This is a genomic window from Mycobacterium sp. 050128 (genome assembly GCF_036409155.1).
In the GTDB taxonomy this organism is placed as follows: domain Bacteria; phylum Actinomycetota; class Actinomycetes; order Mycobacteriales; family Mycobacteriaceae; genus Mycobacterium.
On record NZ_JAZGLW010000001.1, the window covers coordinates 3,267,194 to 3,285,480 of the forward strand.

General features: G+C 66.5%; 12 protein-coding genes, 1 tRNA gene and 2 pseudogenes. 11 read left to right on the forward strand and 4 right to left on the reverse strand.

Going from position 1 to position 18,287, the window contains the following annotated elements:
• Window positions 1-69: 69 nt before the first annotated feature.
• The 3 genes and pseudogenes from SKC41_RS15785 to mbtN form a co-directional block, all read left to right on the forward strand.
• Window positions 70-321: pseudogene (locus SKC41_RS15785) on the forward strand (acyl carrier protein); the annotation flags it as partial.
• Window positions 321-1,894, forward strand: a pseudogene (gene mbtM / locus SKC41_RS15790) (long-chain-fatty acid--ACP ligase MbtM). The pseudogenes SKC41_RS15785 and mbtM, both read left to right, overlap by 1 nt.
• A 1-nt stretch (window position 1,895) precedes the next feature.
• The gene (gene mbtN, locus SKC41_RS15795; RefSeq protein WP_330978426.1) at window positions 1,896-3,065 is read left to right on the forward strand and encodes a mycobactin biosynthesis acyl-ACP dehydrogenase MbtN; all 1,170 of its coding nucleotides are present in this window, start codon (window positions 1,896-1,898) and stop codon (window positions 3,063-3,065) included.
• On the opposite strand, the gene SKC41_RS15800 is transcribed toward mbtN, so the two are convergent.
• Window positions 3,032-3,664, reverse strand: coding sequence for a GNAT family N-acetyltransferase (locus tag SKC41_RS15800; protein ID WP_330978427.1), 633 nt, complete (start codon window positions 3,662-3,664; stop codon window positions 3,032-3,034). The two genes, mbtN and SKC41_RS15800, sit on opposite strands and share 34 nt — an antisense overlap.
• A 135-nt stretch (window positions 3,665-3,799) precedes the next feature.
• Between SKC41_RS15800 and SKC41_RS15805 the strand changes: the two genes are divergently transcribed.
• The 6 genes from SKC41_RS15805 to SKC41_RS15830 all read left to right on the forward strand — a co-directional run bounded on the left by SKC41_RS15805 (window position 3,800) and on the right by SKC41_RS15830 (window position 12,082).
• Window positions 3,800-3,881: transfer RNA gene (locus SKC41_RS15805), tRNA-Leu, on the forward strand.
• 184 nt (window positions 3,882-4,065) lie between these two features.
• Window positions 4,066-5,193: a ferredoxin reductase gene (locus SKC41_RS15810; RefSeq protein ID WP_330978428.1), complete on the forward strand. Its 1,128-nt coding sequence runs from the start codon at window positions 4,066-4,068 to the stop codon at window positions 5,191-5,193.
• An 11-nt stretch (window positions 5,194-5,204) separates the two neighbouring features.
• Window positions 5,205-6,437: a fatty acid desaturase family protein gene (locus SKC41_RS15815; RefSeq protein ID WP_330978429.1), complete on the forward strand. Its 1,233-nt coding sequence runs from the start codon at window positions 5,205-5,207 to the stop codon at window positions 6,435-6,437.
• A gap of 119 nt (window positions 6,438-6,556) precedes the next feature.
• A complete protein-coding gene (locus SKC41_RS15820) occupies window positions 6,557-9,178 on the forward strand; it encodes an ABC transporter ATP-binding protein/permease (protein ID WP_330978430.1) in 2,622 nt (873 codons plus the stop codon).
• Complete coding sequence (locus SKC41_RS15825) at window positions 9,175-10,914, forward strand: ABC transporter ATP-binding protein (protein ID WP_330978431.1); 1,740 nt, start codon at window positions 9,175-9,177, stop codon at window positions 10,912-10,914. The genes SKC41_RS15820 and SKC41_RS15825 overlap by 4 nt, the downstream gene beginning before the upstream one ends.
• A gap of 91 nt (window positions 10,915-11,005) precedes the next feature.
• A complete protein-coding gene (locus tag SKC41_RS15830) occupies window positions 11,006-12,082 on the forward strand; it encodes a phosphotransferase family protein (protein WP_330978432.1) in 1,077 nt (358 codons plus the stop codon).
• Between the two features lie 6 nt (window positions 12,083-12,088).
• Here the strand turns inward: SKC41_RS15830 and SKC41_RS15835 are convergent, their stop codons facing one another.
• The 3 genes from SKC41_RS15835 to SKC41_RS15845 form a co-directional block, all read right to left on the reverse strand.
• Window positions 12,089-13,939, reverse strand: coding sequence for a fatty acyl-AMP ligase (locus SKC41_RS15835; protein ID WP_330978433.1), 1,851 nt, complete (start codon window positions 13,937-13,939; stop codon window positions 12,089-12,091).
• Window positions 13,940-14,205: 266 nt separating this feature from the next.
• Entirely contained in the window at window positions 14,206-15,027 is an 822-nt protein-coding gene (locus tag SKC41_RS15840; RefSeq protein WP_330978434.1) for a mycofactocin-coupled SDR family oxidoreductase, read from the reverse strand.
• Window positions 15,027-16,217 carry an acyl-CoA dehydrogenase family protein gene (locus SKC41_RS15845; RefSeq protein WP_330978435.1) on the reverse strand — a complete coding sequence of 397 codons (1,191 nt, stop codon included), beginning with the start codon at window positions 16,215-16,217 and terminating at the stop codon, window positions 15,027-15,029. Before SKC41_RS15845 ends, SKC41_RS15840 begins: the two co-directional genes overlap by 1 nt.
• A gap of 121 nt (window positions 16,218-16,338) precedes the next feature.
• Between SKC41_RS15845 and fabG the strand changes: the two genes are divergently transcribed.
• A complete protein-coding gene (gene fabG, locus SKC41_RS15850; protein WP_330978436.1) occupies window positions 16,339-17,079 on the forward strand; it encodes a 3-oxoacyl-ACP reductase FabG in 741 nt (246 codons plus the stop codon).
• Window positions 17,076-18,287, forward strand: coding sequence for an acetyl-CoA C-acetyltransferase (locus SKC41_RS15855; protein ID WP_330978437.1), 1,212 nt, complete (start codon window positions 17,076-17,078; stop codon window positions 18,285-18,287). Before fabG ends, SKC41_RS15855 begins: the two co-directional genes overlap by 4 nt.

The following is an 18,287-nucleotide window of genomic DNA, read 5'->3' on the forward strand; positions in this document are numbered from 1 at the left end:
CGATGTGGCGAAGCTCTCACCGCTCAATAAAAGGCTAGCCTTGCCTTACTTGGGCGGGTAAGGTCCCTCGCCATGGCCTCCTCTTCCGACGCGGTGACCACTGCGCTGCAAAGCATTCTGCGTGACGATCTCAACGTCGACATGGCCCGGGTTACGCCGGACGCCAGGCTGGTCGACGATGTCGGGTTGGATTCGGTGGCCTTTGCTGTAGGCATGGTCGCCATCGAAGAGCGGCTCGGCGTCGCGCTGTCCGAGGAAGAGCTACTGAACTGCGACACGGTCGGCGATCTGGACGCGGCGATCGCGGCGAAAACTTCGTAATGAGCGATCTCGCGGCGGCGATCACGCGGTCGATGCAGACCGCAACCTCCGAATTGGCTGTCTTCGACAAGGCGACATCGGACTGGAAGCGGATCCCGTGGCCGGAAGTGCACGGGTTAGCCGAAGGGGTCGCGGCCTGGCTCCTTGACCATGACCGACCCGCCGCGGTCGGTCTGGTCGGCGAGCCGACCGTGAGTTCATCGCCGCGATCCAGGGTTCGTGGCTGACCGGCGCGGCCATCTCGATCCTGCCGGGACCGGTCAGAGGCGCGCACTCGCAGCACTGGGCGGAGTCGACGCTGACCCGGTTTGCCGGCATCGGGGTGGGCGCTGTACTAAGCCACGGCCCGCACTTGGAAAGTCTGCGAGCGGCTGCGCGCGCGGGCATCATCACCGACGACCTCGCCACCGCGGCGCGCACCAACCGCTCGGCTTCGGGCATCCCGCACGCCGACACGATTGGCCCGGCCATCCTGCAGGGCACGGCGGGATCGACCGGATCGCCCAAAACCGCGATGCTGTCGCCGGGTGCCGTGCTCAGCAACATGCGCGGTCTCGATCAGCGATTCACCTTCGACCCGTCCCGTGACGTTGTTTGCTCATGGCTGCCGCTGTTTCACGACATGGGGCTTACCTGCGTACTGGCCTCGACGCTGGCCGGGATGCCACTGTGGCTGTCTTCGCCGACGGCGTTCTCCGCATCGCCGTTCGAGTGGCTGAAGTGGCTCTCGGAAAGCCGTGCGTCGATCACCGCCGCGCCCAACCTCGCCTACAACATCCTCGGCATGTACGCGGCGCTGGTGTCCGACGTCGATCTCAGCGCCATGCGGGTCGCGATCAACGGGGGCGAACCGGTGGACTGCGACGGCTTTGCGCGGTTCGCAAAAGCCATGGCGCCGTTCGGGTTTGATGGTGGTGCGCTGGCGCCGTCGTACGGCCTTGCCGAGTCCACCTGCGCGGTCGCCCTGCCCGCGCCCGGTACCGGATTGACCTTTGCCACGGTCTCGGACGACAGCGGTTCGGGCAAATACGCCGTGCTGGGAGAGGCGCTTGACGGAATGGACATCCGGGTCGTATCCAGCGATCGCTATGCCGGCACGGCCGACCGCGAGATCGGTGAGATCGAGATTCGCGGTACGTCGATGATGGATGGCTACCTGGGGCACCCGGCCATCGATCGCGAAGACTGGTTTCCCACCGGCGATTTGGGCTTCTTCGACGACGGTGGCCTGGTCGTGTGTGGCCGGGCCAAGGAAATCATATCGATCGCGGGACGCAACATCTTCCCGACGGAGATCGAGCTGATCGCGGCACAAGTCCCCGGGGTGCGGGAGGGCTGCGTGGTCGCCCTGGGCACCGGCGAGCGGTCCGCTCGCCCCGGGCTGGTCGTCGCGGCCGAGTTCAAAGGTGATGACCAGACGCAGGCCCGCACCGAGGTGATCCAGCGCATCGCGTCGGTATGCGGAATCGTGCCGGCCGACGTGGTTTTCATGTCGCCGGGTTCGCTGCCGCGCACCTCGTCGGGCAAACTTCGCCGGCTGGAAGTGCGGCGAACCCTCGAGCTGGTGGACTGACGTGACCGCGACAGGCCAGACGGTTTTCGACGCCGACTACCGCGCGCTGCTTTCCGAGACGTTCGATCACCGCGTCACCGAGTGGACTTCTGAAGCCGAAGCACGGCAACGCTTTCCGCGCAAGATGATCGAGCATCTGGGAGCAAGCGGTGTCTTCAGCGCCAAGTGGACCGACCAGGTCCAACCCGACGTCGGCAAGCTCATCGAGCTTGCCCTGGCGCTGGGCCATCTGGCGTCGGCCGGTATCGGAGTGGGCGTCAGCCTGCACGACTCGGCCATCGCCGTGCTGCGCCGGTTCGGCAAATCGGACTACCTGAAGGACGTCTGCGAAAAGGCGATTCGTGGCGAGGCCGTGCTATGCATCGGCGCCTCGGAAGAATCCGGCGGATCGGATCTGCAGATCGTTGAAACCGAGGTTCGCTCGCAGGACGGCGGTTTCGCGGTCCGTGGCGTCAAGAAGTTCGTCTCGCTGTCGCCGATCGCCGACCACATCATGGTCGTGGCGCGCAGCGTCGACCACGACTCGTCCAGCCGGCACGGCAACGTCGTCGTGGTGGCGGTGCCGACCACACATGTCAGCGTGCAGCAGCCCTACAACAAGGTGGGTGCCGGGCCGCTGGACACCGCGGCGGTCCACATCGATACCTGGGTCCCGGCCGATGCGATGGTCGCGCGGGCCGGCACCGGGCTGGCGGCCATCAGTTGGGGATTGGCGCACGAGCGCATGTCGATCGCCGGCCAGATCGCGGCGTCCTGCCAGCGGGTGATCGGAATTACCTTGGCCCGCATGATGAATCGGCGCCAATTCGGCAACACCTTGTTCGAGCATCAGGCGTTGCGGCTACGGATGGCGGACCTGCAGGCGCGGGTCGACCAGCTGCGTTTCGCGCTGCACGGCATCGCCGCTGCGGGGCGGCTGGATCTGCGGGCGGCCGCGGGCATCAAGGTCACCGCGGCTCGCCTCGGCGAAGAAGTCATCGGCGAGTGCATGCACATCTTCGGCGGGTCCGGCTATCTCGTCGACGAAACACCGCTGGGCCGGGTGTGGCGGGACATGAAGCTGGCCCGGGTCGGCGGTGGCACCGACGAAGTCCTCTGGGAATTGGTCGCGGCCGGCATGAAGGCCGACCACGTCGGCTACCAGGAGTGGGTCGCACGCTCCAACGCGTAGAGCACCATCCGCCGCTTCGGCGCGTCGTGCTCACCCAGCGACCGGCATCCGACGTACTCGCACAGCCGGCGCACGGTGGTGTTGCGGTGATCCGGGTCGAACATCATCCGATCGCAGCGTGGTTCCTGTTCGAACACGCTGGCCACGATTCGCGGCAGCACCCGCGGGCCGAAGCCGCGATTGACCAATCTCAGATCCGCGATGGCCGCGTGTAGTCCGATGTCGTAGGGATGAGCGTCGTAATGACGCGAAATCATATCCTTTGCTGCCCAATAGATCTCGAGGTAGGCGCACTCTTCGCCGCGCAGGGTGGCGATCAGCGGCAGCGAATAGGTTCCCTCGAGCTGTGCATCAAGGTGCTGGCGCCAGCGCGACACCGGCCAGTTGTACTCCCAGGTCTCGGCGAGATGAGGGCGATTCATCCACTCCGACACCATTTCTGCGTCGCCGCCGACCGCGGCGCGCATCTCGTATGGCGGGTCCAGCGCGGGGACCGGAAGCCGGCCAACGCGCTGGACCTCTTCGGAGAGATCCTTGCGCTCACGCTTCAGTACCTGGGTCGACGAATCATCGGTCTGGGTGCTTGAGGCTCCGTTCATCGTTTGCTGACCTTACCCGAGCCAGGTTTGGGGGTTAGGTTAGGCATGCCAAATCACGTGTTCGTATTGATCGGCCAGGCCGCGGCCGGAGAGACGTCCGTAGGGGCGCCGGAGCGGTAGTATCGCTACGCCCAGGCGCGAGTGGCGGAATTGGTAGACGCGCTGGATTTAGGTTCCAGTGTCTTAGGACGTGGGGGTTCGAGTCCCCCCTTGCGCACCCCGGCGTTCGTGCCGTCGTCCACGGATCGGCCAACCACGGCCTGATCTTGATTCCGTGACCAGCGGATCGCATCCCCGTCATTCAGCGAACAAGTGTTTAGTGAACACCACAGCGGGTAGCCGACGGAGAACCGTGCCTCAGCCGAGCCACGGTGATCCGAACAAAGACGTTGGGACGACGTATGGGATCTACGCTGCACAGCCTGACTCGCTGGAGCAAGGCGCCCGCCAAGGGCGTCACTGCTGCCAAGTCCTGGGTCAACGTGCCACGGGGATTAGCCGCCCGGGCGACGACTCCATTGCTGCCGGACGACTACCTCAAGCTGCTCAATCCCTTGTGGTCGGCGCGCGAACTGCGCGGCCTCATCGTCGACGTGCACCCGGAGACCGCGGATTCCGCGACCGTGACCATCAAACCTGGGTGGGGCTTCTCCGGGAAATACCGGCCGGGCCAGTACGTCGGCATCGGATTGCGGATCGACGGACGATGGCATTGGCGCTCATACTCGCTGACCTCAATTCCGCAGCGCGACAACAAGAACATCACGATCACCGTCAAGGCAACCCCCGAGGGCTTCCTATCCACGCACCTGGTCAACGGCGTGGAACCGGGCACCATCGTGCGGTTGGCGACTCCGAAGGGAGAGTTCGCACTGCCCGACCCGCCACCGGCGAAGATCCTGTTCGTCACGGCCGGCAGCGGGATCACACCGGTGATGGCGATGTTGCGCACCCTGAAGTCCAGGGGCCACGGCGCCGACATTGTGCACCTGCACTCGGCACCGACGGCCGACGACGTGATTTTTCACGACGAACTGCGCGAGCTCGAGACCAATGAGCCCGGGTATCGACTTCACTTGCACCTCACCGAAACTGCGGGCCACCTCGACTTCAGCGAACTGACCGGCATCGTGGGTGACTGGAAGCAGCGCCCGACCTGGGCATGCGGGCCGCCCGCCCTGCTCGACACGGTCGAACGGGTCTGGAAGGACGCGGGTCGCGGCGACCAGCTGCATATGGAGCGTTTCACCATCGCCGCCACCGACAAAGGCGGCGAGGGCGGCACCGTCAACTTCTCGATATCCGACAAGACGATCGAAATCGATGGTGCCACATCTCTTTTGGAGGCAGGCGAGAAAGTAGGCATCCAGATGCCGTTCGGCTGCCGCATGGGCATCTGCCAAACCTGCGTGCTCCCACTGGAGGCGGGGCACGTGCGCGACTTCCGGTCCGGAACCGAACACGGCGCGGGCGACCGCATCCAGACGTGTATCTCGACGGCATCCGGCGACTGCACTCTCAAGATCTGAGGAGGAATTCGATGGCTATTACCGACGTAACGCAATACGCACATCTCAGCGACGAGGACGTCGAGGCGCTCGGGCGCGAACTCGACGCGATCCGCGCCGATATCGAGGAGTCCCGCGGCGAGCGCGACGCCCGGTATATCCGGCGAGCCGTACAGCTGCAACGCGCCTTGGTGGTCGGCGCGCGGATCGTATTGATGGCCAGCAACAATCGGTACGCCTGGGTTGCCGGGACGGCGATGCTGGGTACCGGCAAGATCATCGAGAACATGGAACTCGGCCACAACATCACGCACGGTCAGTGGGACTGGATGAATGATCCGGAAATCCATTCGACCGAATGGGAATGGGACACGACCTCACCGAGCGTGCACTGGAAGAAGTCGCACAACTTCATCCACCACAAGTACACCAACATCGTCGGCATGGACGACGATGTCGGTTACGGCATCATGCGGGTCACCCGCGACGAGCCCTGGGCGCGGTGGATGATCGGCAACCCGATCTACAACCTGCTGCTGGGCACGCTGTTCGAATGGGGTGTGGCGGCACACGGGCTGGAACTTTCCCGGGTCCGCAGACACGAGAAAACGTGGGCCGAAGTCCGCAAGGACCTGCGCATCATCCTCAAGAAGATCGGTAAGCAGGTCGGCAAGGACTACATCGTTTTTCCGGCGTTGGCCGGACGCAACTGGAAGCACACGCTGCGGGCCAACGCCGTCGCCAACCTGATCCGCAACTACTGGTCCTACATGGTGATCTTCTGCGGTCACTTCCCCGACGGCGCCGAGAAATTCACCAAAGAAGAGTTCGAGAACGAGACGCAAGCGCAGTGGTACCTGCGCCAGATGTTGGGCTCGGCGAACTTCCATGCCGGGCCTGTGCTGGCGTTCATGAGTGGCAATTTGTGCTACCAGATCGAGCACCATCTCTTTCCCGACCTGCCGAGCAATCGCTATGCGGAGATCTCGGTCCGAGTGCGCGAGCTGTGCGAGAAGTACGATCTGCCCTACACGACGGGATCTCTTGGCCGGCAGTATTGGCAGTCGTTCTGGACGATCCTCAAACTCGCCCTGCCCGACAAGCTGCTCAACGGGACGCCCGACGATGCCCCGGAGACTCACTCGGAGTTGAAGTTCCGCGTACGTGAGGGGCTACGGGAAAGCTTCGTCGACCCCGCGACCGGCAAACGGCGGGGCCTGCGCACGGCGCTGCGCGAGCTACAGGCGGCCCGAGCCGCCGCCTGACGCGGGCTACGCTCCCGCGGCGTACCGGACGACCGGCCTCGACCGCCCTCCCGGCTTCAGCTATGGTAAGGCAACCCTTAGTTTGAGGTGAATCACGACCGGGGTGGAGAGGACGGCTGATGGCCCGCGGGTTCCAGGGCGCGCTATTGCGCGGATTCGGCGCGCGCGATCACGTCGCAATCGTGCTCGAAACCGTGCATATCGCACCGCATTTCGTGCGGGTCCGGATGGAGTCGGCAACCCTGTTCGACGACGTCGAGGCCGAGCCCGCCGCTTGGCTGCGGTTCTGGTTCCCCGACCCGGCCGGATCCGACACCGAGTTCCAGCGCGGCTACACGATCTCCGCGGCCGATGCCCCGACCGGCCGCTTCGCGATCGACGTCGTGCTGCACGAACCCGCCGGCCCGGCCTCGACGTGGGCGCGCACCGTCGCGCCCGGCACCACGATCGCGGTGATGTCGCTGATGGGCTCGTCGCGGTTCGACCCGCCCGAAGAGCAGCCGGCCGGTTACCTGCTGATCGGCGACTCGGCGTCGATCCCCGGGATGAACGGCATCGTCGCCACGATTCCCGACGACGTTCCGATCGAGATGTACCTCGAGCAGCACGACGACCACGACACGGCGATCCCGATCACGCAGCATCCCCGATTGCGGGTGCACTGGGTACCTCGACGGGACGAGAAATCGCTGGCCGACGCCATCGAGGACCGCGACTGGTCGAACTGGTATGCCTGGGCGACACCCGAGGCCACCACGCTGAAGGCCGTGCGCAAGCGACTGAAGGAAGCCTTCGGCTTTCCCAAGTCCGAGGTTCACGCGCAGGCGTACTGGAGCGCCGGGCGCGAAATGGGCACCACCCGCGGCGGCGACGCGGAGATCACCTCGGCGTGCACCGACGAATCGACGCCGGAAAGCGTTGCGGCGCAGCCCGAGACAGCGCCGACCGCCGTTGACGAGGTGACCGTCCGGGCGAACCCCGGCAACTGGCGCGCTCAAGCCGCCGGCCGGTTGCTCGCGCCGCTGCGTTCGGCGCTGATCCTGTCCGGCGTGCTGCAGGCCGTGATCACACTCGTGCAGCTCGCGCCGTTCGTGCTGCTGGTCGAGCTCGCCCGTCTCCTGGTGACCGGCGCCGGCGCGGCGCGATTGTGGGATGTGGGAATTGCCGCCGTCGTCCTGCTGGGTTTGGGCACGCTGCTGGGTGCCGCCCTCACCCTCTGGCTGCACGTGATCGACGCCCGGTTCGCCAGCGAACTGCGCTCGCGGTTGTTGGGCAAGATGTCGCGGCTGCCGCTGGGCTGGTTCACCTCCCGTGGGTCGGGCTCGATCAAGCAGCTGGTCACCGACGACACCCTGTCGCTGCACTATCTGGTCACGCACGCGATCCCGGACGCGGTCAATGCGATCGTCGCGCCGGTGGCGGTGCTGGTCTATCTGTTTGCCGTCGACTGGCGAGTGGCGCTGGTCTTGTTCGCGCCGGTGCTGGTCTATCTCGTGATGGCGTCGGCGCTCTCGATTCAATCGGGTCCGAAGATCGCGCAGTCGGCGCGCTGGGCCGAACGAATGACCTCCGAGGCCGGTGCTTACCTCGAGGGCCAGCCGGTGATCCGCGTGTTCGGTGGCGCGGCGGCGTCGAGCTTCCGGCGCCGGCTGGACGAGTACGTCGGATTCCTGGTGGCCTGGCAGCGCCCGCTGGCAGGCAAGAAAACCGCGATGGATCTAGCCACCCGCCCGTCCACCTTCCTGTGGCTGATCTCGGTGATCGGCACGCTGCTGGTCGTCACGCACCGGATGGATCCGGTCAACCTGCTGCCGTTCTTGTTGCTGGGCACCACCTTCGGTGTCCGGCTGCTCGGCATCGCCTACGGGCTCGGCGGCATTCGCACCGGAATGCTCGCCGCCCGACGCCTGCAAATCGCGCTCGACGAGCAAGACCTCGGGGTGACCGAGCAGCCGGGTGCGGTGGCCGGTGACACCGCGGACACCGTGGTGTTCGACCGCGTCGGCTTCAGTTATCGCCCCGGCGTTCCGGTGATCCAGGACGTATCGCTGGAGCTGCGCCCGGGAACGGTGACCGCGCTCGTCGGCCCGTCCGGATCCGGCAAGTCGACGCTGGCGGCTCTGCTGGCCCGGTTCCACGACGTGGATTACGGCGCGATACGTGTTGGTGGACAAGACATTCGGTCGTTGACCGCCGATGAGCTCTACACCCGGGTCGGGTTCGTGCTGCAGGAGACTCAGCTGGTGCAGGGCACTGTCGCGGAAAACATCGCGCTGGCCGTCCCGGACGCCACCCTCGAACAGATCCAGGCCGCCGCCCGCGAGGCGCAGATCCATGACCGGATACTGCGGCTGCCGCAGGGCTACGACACCATGCTGGGCGCGAATGCCGCACTCTCGGGCGGTGAGCGCCAACGCCTCACCATCGCCCGCGCGATCCTCGCCGACACCGGCGTCCTGATTCTCGACGAGGCCACCGCATTCGCCGATCCGGAGTCGGAATACCTTGTGCAGCAAGCACTTAACCGGCTAACCCAGGACCGGACCGTGTTGGTGATCGCGCACCGGCTGCACACCGTCACCCGGGCTGACCAGATCATCGTGCTCGATCACGGCCAGGTCGCCGAACGCGGCACCCACGAGGAGTTGCTCGGCGCCGACGGACGGTATCGCCGGTTGTGGGATACCGGTCAGGGCACTCCGGTGGTCGCGACCGGCGCGGCGCAGGAGGGCCGGCGATGATTCGCACCTGGATAAGCCTCGTTCCGCCGCACAGCCGTGCGAAGGTGACCGCCTACGGAATACTCGCGCTCGTCTCGGTCGTCGTGCGCGCTGTCGGCGCCGTCCTGCTCGTCCCGCTGGTGGGCGCACTGTTCAGTGATACACCGCAGCGCGCGTTGGCGTGGCTTGGCTGGCTGACCGCCGCGACCGTGACCGGATGGATCGTCGACACCATGACCGCGCGCACCAGCTTCGCCTTGGGCTTCGCGGTACTCGACCATTCGCAGCACGACGTGGCCGATCGGCTTCCCGGCATCCGGCTGGACTGGTTCACCGCAGACAACACCGCGACGGCGCGTCAGGCGATCGCGGCGACCGGCCCGGAACTGGTCGGCCTGGTGGTCAATCTGCTGACGCCGCTGACGACGTCGATTCTGCTGCCCGCGGTCATCGGGCTGGCGCTGTTGCCCGTCTCGTGGCAGCTCGGTGTGGCGGCGCTGGCCGGTGTGCCGCTACTGCTTGGCGCGCTGTGGGCCTCGCTTCGGTTGACGCGCCGCGCCGACGCGGCGGCCGGCGACGCCAATACCGCACTCACCGAACGGATCATCGAGTTCGCGCGGACCCAGCAGGCACTGCGGGCCGCGCGGCGGGTCGAGCCGGCCCGCAGCCTGGTGGGTTCCGCGCTGGCCGAGCAACACAGCGCCACGATGCGGCTGCTCGGCATGCAAATCCCGGGCCAGCTGCTGTTCAGCGTCGCCAGCCAGCTGGCCCTGATCGCGCTGGCGGGCGCCACCACGGCGCTGACCATGAACGGCACGCTCACCGCGGCGGAGGCGGTTGCCCTGATCGTCGTGATCGCCCGCTATCTGGAGCCGTTCAGCACCGTCAGCGAACTGGCACCCGCGCTGGAGAGCACCCGCGCCACCCTCGACCGCATCCGTCGCGTGCTCACCGCACCCGCCGTGGCGGCGGGGGCCGCCGACTTGCCGGACGCCGTGGCCGCCCCGCGCATCCGTTTCGACGACGTCGCCTTCGGCTACGACGGCGCCAGCGCGCCGGTGCTGGACGGGGTCAGCTTCGCCTTGGAGCCCGCAACCACGACCGCGATCGTCGGGCCGTCGGGTTCCGGAAAGAGCACGATTCTGGCGCTGATCGCCGGGCTGCACCAACCGACCCGCGGCCGCGTCGTCATCGACGGTGCCGACGCCGCCACGCTGAACGCGCAGGCGCGCCGCGCGGTCAGCAGTGTCGTGTTCCAGCATCCGTACCTGTTCCACGGGACGATCCGCGACAACGTCCTGGCCGGCGACCCGACCGCGAGCGACGAGCAGTTCGGCCGCGCCGTCGCGCTGGCCCGGGTCGACGAGCTGATCGACCGGTTGCCCGACGGCGCCGACACCGTCGTCGGCGAGGCCGGCTCGGCGTTGTCCGGTGGCGAGCGGCAACGGGTCAGCATCGCGCGGGCGCTGCTGAAGGCCGCTCCCGTGCTGCTGGTCGACGAGGCGACCAGCGCCCTGGACACCGAGAACGAGGTTGCCGTGGTCGACGCCCTCACCGCCGATCCGCAGGCGCGCACCCGCGTGATCGTGGCCCATCGGCTGGCGAGCATCCGTCACGCCGATCGCGTGCTGTTCGTCGACAACGGGCGCGTGGCCGAGGACGGTTCGATCGACGAATTGCTGGCCGCGGGTGGCCGATTCAGCGAATTCTGGCGCCAGCAGCACGAGGCCGCCGACTGGCACATAGTCGCTGAGTAAGTCGCCGATTAGGCCAGGGCGGGTGGCACTTGCCGTATGCCTTACAGTTGATCGGTCAGTCAGCTGGTTGGTCCTGGAGGCGTGGTTGCTTATGAGTGCTGTGGTGTCGATTCCGCGGTACCCCGCCGATGTGACACCAGCATGGCTATCCGCAGCACTGAGCGAACGCCACGCACCGGTCGAGGTGTCTCACGTCGACGTGGTGGCCATCGGCACCGGCCAGACCGGAGCGACCTATCGCGTGACGGCCCAATACGCCGCCGACCCTGGCGAGCTGCCACAGACTTTCGTGATCAAGCTGCCCGCTCAAGACGACACCGTGCGCGACCGCGTCGTCATCGGGTACCGCAGCGAGTGCGCGTTCTACACCACGGTGGCAGACCGCGTGCAGGTGCCGACTCCGAGCTGCTTCTACTGCCAGATCACCGACGACGCCATGGAATACGCGCTGCTGCTGGCCGACCAGGCGCCCGCCGTGCAGGGAGACCAGATCGCGGGCTGCGGCGAGCAGGAGGCGCGGCTCTCGGTGCTGGCGCTGGCCGGCCTACACGGGCCCAGCTGGTGCGACCCGTTCTGGCTGGATCTGCACGGGCTGGCTTTTCCCCGCCCCGACGAGGCTGGGGCCCAGGGCCTCGGCGACGTGGCGAAGATGAGCGCCGACATCACCCTGGAAAAGCTGGGTGACCGGATGAGTGCGGAAGACCGCGAGACCTTCACCGCGACAATGGGTTTGGTGACTCCATGGCTGTCAGCCGAGCGGGATCGTTTTGCGCTGCTGCACGGTGACTACCGGCTCGACAACCTGCTGTTCGACCCCGCGCACACCCGGGTCAGCGTGGTCGACTGGCAGACCCTCGGCGTGGGTCTTCCAGCGCGCGATCTCGCGTATTTCACGGCAACGAGCTTGAATTCGGAGTTGAGGTCGGAAATCGAGCAGGATCTCGTCGACGACTATCATCAAGCGCTGTCGGGCTACGGCGTCACCGGCTACGACCGCGAAACATGTTGGCGGGATTACCGACTCGGGATGCCGCAGGCACTGCTGATCTCCGCCCTCGGATTCGCGTTCGCCACCTCCACCGAACGCGGTGACGACATGGTGCTGGCCATGCTCAGCCGCGGCTGCCGGGCGGTGCGGGATCTGGGAACGCTGGAACTGCTCGGCTGAGCCCGGCTAGCGGTTGAATCGACCGTCGAGATACTCGGCCCGGCATGCGTTTCGGGCGAGTTTGCCGCTGGTGGTGCGGGGAATCGCGCCCGCGGCAACGAGTCGCAGGTCGGCCACCCGAACCTGATGCTCGCGTGCCACCGCTGCCCGCACGGCCGCGCCAATCGCCTCGGGATCCGCGCGTCCGACACCCGCGGCGCGTTCGGCGACGATGACAAGTTGCTCGGCCGAGCCACCGTTGGAAGCGTCGGAAGGCACCGCGAACGCCGCCACGTAGCCGGTCCGGATGGCCGGCGACGAATTGCTGACCGTGGTCTCGATGTCGTGCGGGTAGTGGTTGCGACCGTCGATGATGACGAGGTCCTTGATCCGTCCCGTCAGGTACAGGTCGCCGTCGATGTACACGCCGAGATCGCCGGTGGCCAGCCAGTAGCAGTTGTCCGGGGCGCCCTCGGCATGGCTGCCCAGCTCCAGCCGGGACTGCAGCTTGTTGCCGAACGTGCGCTGTGATTCTTCCTCGCGCCCGAAATAGCCGCGGGCGATGTTGTTGCCGTGCAGCCAGATTTCCCCGACGCCGTTGTCCGGCACCTCGGCACCGTCCGGGCTGGCGATCACCGCCCACAGGTCACGGAACGGCTGGCCGCAGGAGACGTAGGCGACCGCACCCTCGGCGTCCGGCTCGACGATCACAGCGTGCCCGGCGGCGAGTTGAGCACGGTCGAGGAACACCCAGCGGGCCGCCGCGTCAAAGGGAGTACTTGCGACTCCCAGCGTGGCCTCCGCCATCCCGTAGGCCGGTTTGACCGCCGTCGCGGGCAGACCGAACGGAGCGAACGCCTCGGTGAATTTCTCGATGGCCGAAATGGTCACCGGCTCGGAGCCGTTGAGCAGGCCGACCACGTTGTGCAGGTCGATGTCGGTGCCCTCGGGGGGCAGCCCGCGCTCGGCGGCCAACTCGAACGCGAAATTGGGCGCGGCCGCGAACGTCGGGCCGTTGGCGGCTTCGGCGCTCAGTTCTTTGATCCAGCGGAACGGTCGGCGCACGAAGGCCATCGGGTCCAGCAGCGTGAGGTATTCGCCACCGCACAACGCGGGGAACATGATCATGATCAGTCCCATGTCGTGGTACAGCGGCAACCAGCTCACGCTGTGGGTGTTTCGGTGCAGGTCCGCGGCCAGGATCATCTGCAGCACGTTGGTGCAGACGGCGCGATGCGTGACCTCCACGCCGGCCGGACTGCGCGTGGACCCCGAGGTGTATTGGAGATACGCAGTGTCGTCGGTGGCGATTGTCGGCTCGGTGAACATCGCGGCGAGCGACGGCGGGATCGCGTCGACCGCGATCAATCGGGGCCGACCGACCACCGGATGCGCACGCAGCGACTCCCGGACAGACTCGGCCGCCGCGGTGGTCGTCAACACCACGGCGGGCCGGGCGTCGGCCAGTACCGCCGTCAGCCGTTCGGTATGGCCGGCCAGGGTGGGGGCGAACAGCGGGACCGCGATGTTGCCGGCGTGGACCGCGGCGAAGAACGACGCCACATACTCGAGGCCCTGCGGCGCCAGGATCGCGACGCGGTCTCCGGGCTTGGCGACCTGCTGTAACCGGGCGCCGATCGAGCGGACCTGAGTCCACAGCTCGTTCCAGCTCAGTTCGACGACGCGACCGTCCTGCTCTTTCGCGTAGTCGACGAAACGGTATGACGGACGGTCACCGAACGCTGCACGGTTTTGGTCGAAGAACGAGGTGAGCGTCAACCCGTCCGGCAACACGATGGTGCCGTCAGCGGAGACGTAATCGTTTATGTCAGCCGCTAGTGGCGTAACAGCATCTATCGACAGATGGGGCCGTCCCATGATGAGAGAATAAGAGAGTTACTTAGTCTTTGGTTCCACTGGGTGGGTGTGTCGTCCACGACGTTCAATAACGATGTGATGTACATCACATTACGGCGGCGTAATGACCAGCTCATTCGCGCGTCAGTTACCGGCCACATCTGCGGTTGTCGGATGAAAGACGTTGGCGCATTTCGTAGCTCGGGATGAGGTTGCAGCACCCGTGTCAGCGCGTTGGGCATCGTTCGTGAGCGCGGTGCCAAATTCCGCGCGCGCCGGGCGACGCGTCAGTATTGGCTCGACCCCTGATCCACCCGGATCTGGGCCGCGGTGACTTTGCGCGACTCGTCGCTGGCCAGCCAGCAGACGGCGTCGGCGATCTCTTCCGGTTCGGCGACCCAGTCGGGCAGAAACGGCGTCAGGACGTGCGCCAGCTGGGGGTTGGTTTCCATCGCCCTGGCCACTGCCTCGACCATGTCGCCGGAGCCCATCTGGGTGTTCACCGGGCCGGGGTGGACGCTGTTGACGCGGATCGAGTGCTTGCCCAATTCGGCCGCGAAGGCCCGGGCCAGCCCGGTGACGGCGTGCTTGCTGGCGGTGTAGTGCACCATGAACGGTTGCTGCTTTGCCCCGGCCGCCGAGCTGATCAGAATGATCGAGCCGCCGCGCCCGCCTTCGATGATCTTGTCCGCGCCGGCCATCACGGTGTTCCAGGTGCCCGTCACGTTGATGTCCAGCACGTGGCCGAAGTCTTCGGACGTGATCTCGTTCCACGGCTGCGGGGCCGCGACCCCGGCGTTGGCCACGATGATGTCCAGTCGTCCGAATGCGGCGACGCCGTCGTCGACGGCCTTGCGCAGCGCTTCCAGGTCGCGGGTGTCGACAACCGAGGCGAGGATGCGACGGTTGGTTTGCTCAACCAGGCGAACGGTTTCGGTCAGGTCCTCTTCCGTCGCCGGGTCGTAGGGAACGCAGGACGGCAGCTTGCCGGCGATGTCGACGGCGATGATGTCGGCGCCCTCCTGAGCCATGCGCACCGCGTGGGCGCGGCCCTGGCCGCGCGCGGCTCCGGTGATGAAGGCGACGCGCCCCTCGAGCTTGCCTGCCATTAACGCTCCTTCTTCGTGGCTCGTTGCGCCGCCTTGACCAGGTTCGAACCGATGATCAGACGCTGAATCTCACTGGTGCCCTCGTACAGTCGCAGCAGCCGCACGTCGCGGTAGATGCGTTCGACGGCAACGCCACGCATATAACCACTGCCGCCGTGAATCTGCACCGCGAGATCGGCTACCCTGCCTGCCATTTCGGTGCAGAAAAGCTTTGCCGTCGACGGCGCCACCCGGCGGTCCTCGTCGGTCACCCACAGCCGCGCGGCTTCGCGGACCAACGCGCGGCCGGCCATCACCTCGGTCTGTTGGTCGGCGAGCATCGCCTGCACCAACTGGAAGCTGCCGATCGGCTCACCGCCCTGCGTCGCGGTGGCTGCGTAAGCGACGGACTCGTCGAGCGCACGCGTCGCGGCGCCGACCGCCAGCGCGGCGATGTGGACCCGGCCCCGCGCCAGCGAAGTCATCGCTGCCCGATAGCCCACGTCTTCGCTGCCACCGACGAGCGCATCGGATCCCACCCGGACGTCGGTGAAGTTGACGTCGGCCGTCCACGCGCCTTCCTGGCCCATCTTGGCGTCCTTGACGCCCACCTCGACGCCCGCGGTGTCCGCGGGAACCAAGAAGACCGCGATCCCCGGGCCCTGGTCGTCGGCGGGGCGGCTGCGCGCGAACACCACGAACAGATCGGCGACGGGCGCATTGGTGATGAAGCGCTTCTGGCCGGAGATCACCCAATCTTCATTGTCTCGACGGGCTTTGGTGCGCAAGCCGGCCGGGTTGGATCCAGCGCCGGGTTCGGTCAGTGCGAACGAGGCGACGACGTCGCCGGAGGCTATCGATTCCAGCCAGCGGGATTTCTGTTCTTCGGTGCCGAACCCAACCAACACTTGCCCGGCGATGCCGTTGTTGGTGCCGAACATCGAACGCAGGGCCAGCGAGGTGTAGCCCAGCTCCATCGCGAGCTCGACGTCTTGCATCAGGTTGAGGCCAAGACCGCCCCACTCCTGGGGAATCGCGTAGCCGAACAGGCCCATCTTCTTGGCCTCATCGCGCAGTTCGTCGGGGACGCGATCCTCGTCGAGGATCTCCTGTTCGCGGGGAACGACGGCGGTGCGCACGAATTGCCTTGTCTGAGCGAGGATCTCGCGAAAGTCATCGTCGCTGACTTCCGCGGATTCGGCGATGGACATTGGCGTCACACTCCTCTCCCGAGCCGGGACACCCCGGTCCAGGGCAGAATCCTATATCAAATATGATATTTGCCTGGACCGTGCCCGGTGGTGGCGAAAACAGTGAAGGATGTGGATCCCGATGTCGTTGTTGACAGGTCAGACGGCGGTAATCACAGGCGGAGCGCAGGGACTGGGTCTGGCCATCGCGGAGCGGTTTGTGGCCGAGGGCGCGCGCGTGGTGCTCGGCGACGTCAACCTCGAGGAGACCCAGGTCGTGGCCAAGCAGCTGGGCGGTGACGAGGTCGCCGTCGCGGTGCGATGCGACGTCACGCAATCGTCCGACGTCGAGGCCCTGATCCAGACCGCGGTGCAACATTTCGGCGGTCTGGACATCATGGTCAACAACGCCGGTATCACCCGCGACGCCACCATGCGCAAGATGACCGAGGAGCAGTTCGATCAGGTCATCAATGTGCATCTGAAGGGGACCTGGAACGGCACGCGACTGGCCGCGGCGATCATGCGGGAAAACAAGCGGGGCGCGATCATCAACATGTCTTCGGTGTCGGGGAAGGTCGGCATGGTCGGCCAGACCAACTACTCGGCGGCCAAGGCCGGCATTGTCGGCATGACCAAGGCGGCCGCCAAGGAGTTGGCCTACCTGGGTGTGCGGGTGAACGCCATTGCTCCGGGTTTGATCCGTTCCGCCATGACAGAGGCTATGCCGCAACGTATTTGGGACTCGAAGGTCGCCGAGGTACCGATGGGTCGGGCCGGCGAGCCCAGTGAGGTCGCCAGCGTGGCGCTGTTCCTGGCATCCGACCTGTCGTCGTATATGACCGGCACCGTCATGGAAATCACCGGTGGCCGGCACCTATGAGTGCCGAGGTCGTCATCTGCGAGCCCGTCCGCACGCCGATCGGCCGCTACGGCGGAATGTTCAAGTCTCTCAGCGCCGTTGACCTCGGGGTCACCGCGCTCCAAGGACTGCTGGAGCGGACCGGGTTGGCGCCCGATGCCGTGCAGGACGTGATCCTTGGTCACTGCTATCCCAACAGCGATGCGCCCGCGATCGGGCGGGTGGTGGCGTTGGACGCCGGCTTGCCGGCCACGGTGCCCGGCATGCAGGTGGACCGTCGCTGTGGGTCGGGCCTGCAGGCCGTCATTCAGGCCTGCCTGCAGGTGGGCGCCGGCGACCATGAGCTCGTCGTCGCCGGGGGATGCGAAAGCATGAGCAATGTCGCCTTCTACTCCACCGACATGCGTTGGGGCGCCCGCAACGGGGTCCAGGTGCACGACGGACTGGCGCGCGGGCGCACCACCGCCGGTGGCCGTTACTACCCGGTTGCGGGTGGGATGCTCGAGACCGCGGAGAACCTGCGCCGCCAGTACGGCATTTCACGCCAGGAACAGGACGAGCTTGCGGTGCGGTCGCATCAGCGCGCCGTCGCCGCGCAGAAGGACGGCGTCCTGGTCGACGAGATCGTCCCGGTAGCGGTTCCCGCCCGCGGCGGCGAGGAAGTCATCGACACCGACGAGCATCCCCGCGCCGACACCTCGGTCGAGTCGCTGAGCAAGCTCAAACCGGTTCTGCTGAAGGATGATCCGGAGGCGACGGTCACGGCCGGCAACGCCAGCGGGCAGAACGACGCGGCATCGATGTGTGTGGTGACCACGCGGGAGAAGGCAGACGAGTACGGCCTGACACCCCTGGTCCGCATGGTGTCGTGGGGCGTGGCCGGGGTGGCGCCCAACATCATGGGGATCGGCCCGGTGCCCGCCACCGAGGCCGCGCTGGCCAAGGCCGGCTTGCAACTGTCCGACATCGATCTCATCGAACTCAACGAGGCTTTTGCCGCCCAAGCCCTTGCGGTGACGCGCGAATGGAAGTTCGGCACCGCCGATTTCGACCGAACCAATGTGCACGGCTCCGGAATCTCGCTGGGCCATCCGGTCGGCGCGACCGGCGGGCGAATGCTCGCCACCTTGGCGCGTGAGCTCAACCGTCGCCAGGCGCGCTATGGGCTGGAGACCATGTGCATCGGTGGCGGCCAAGGGCTGGCCGCGATATTCGAACGGGTCAGCTAG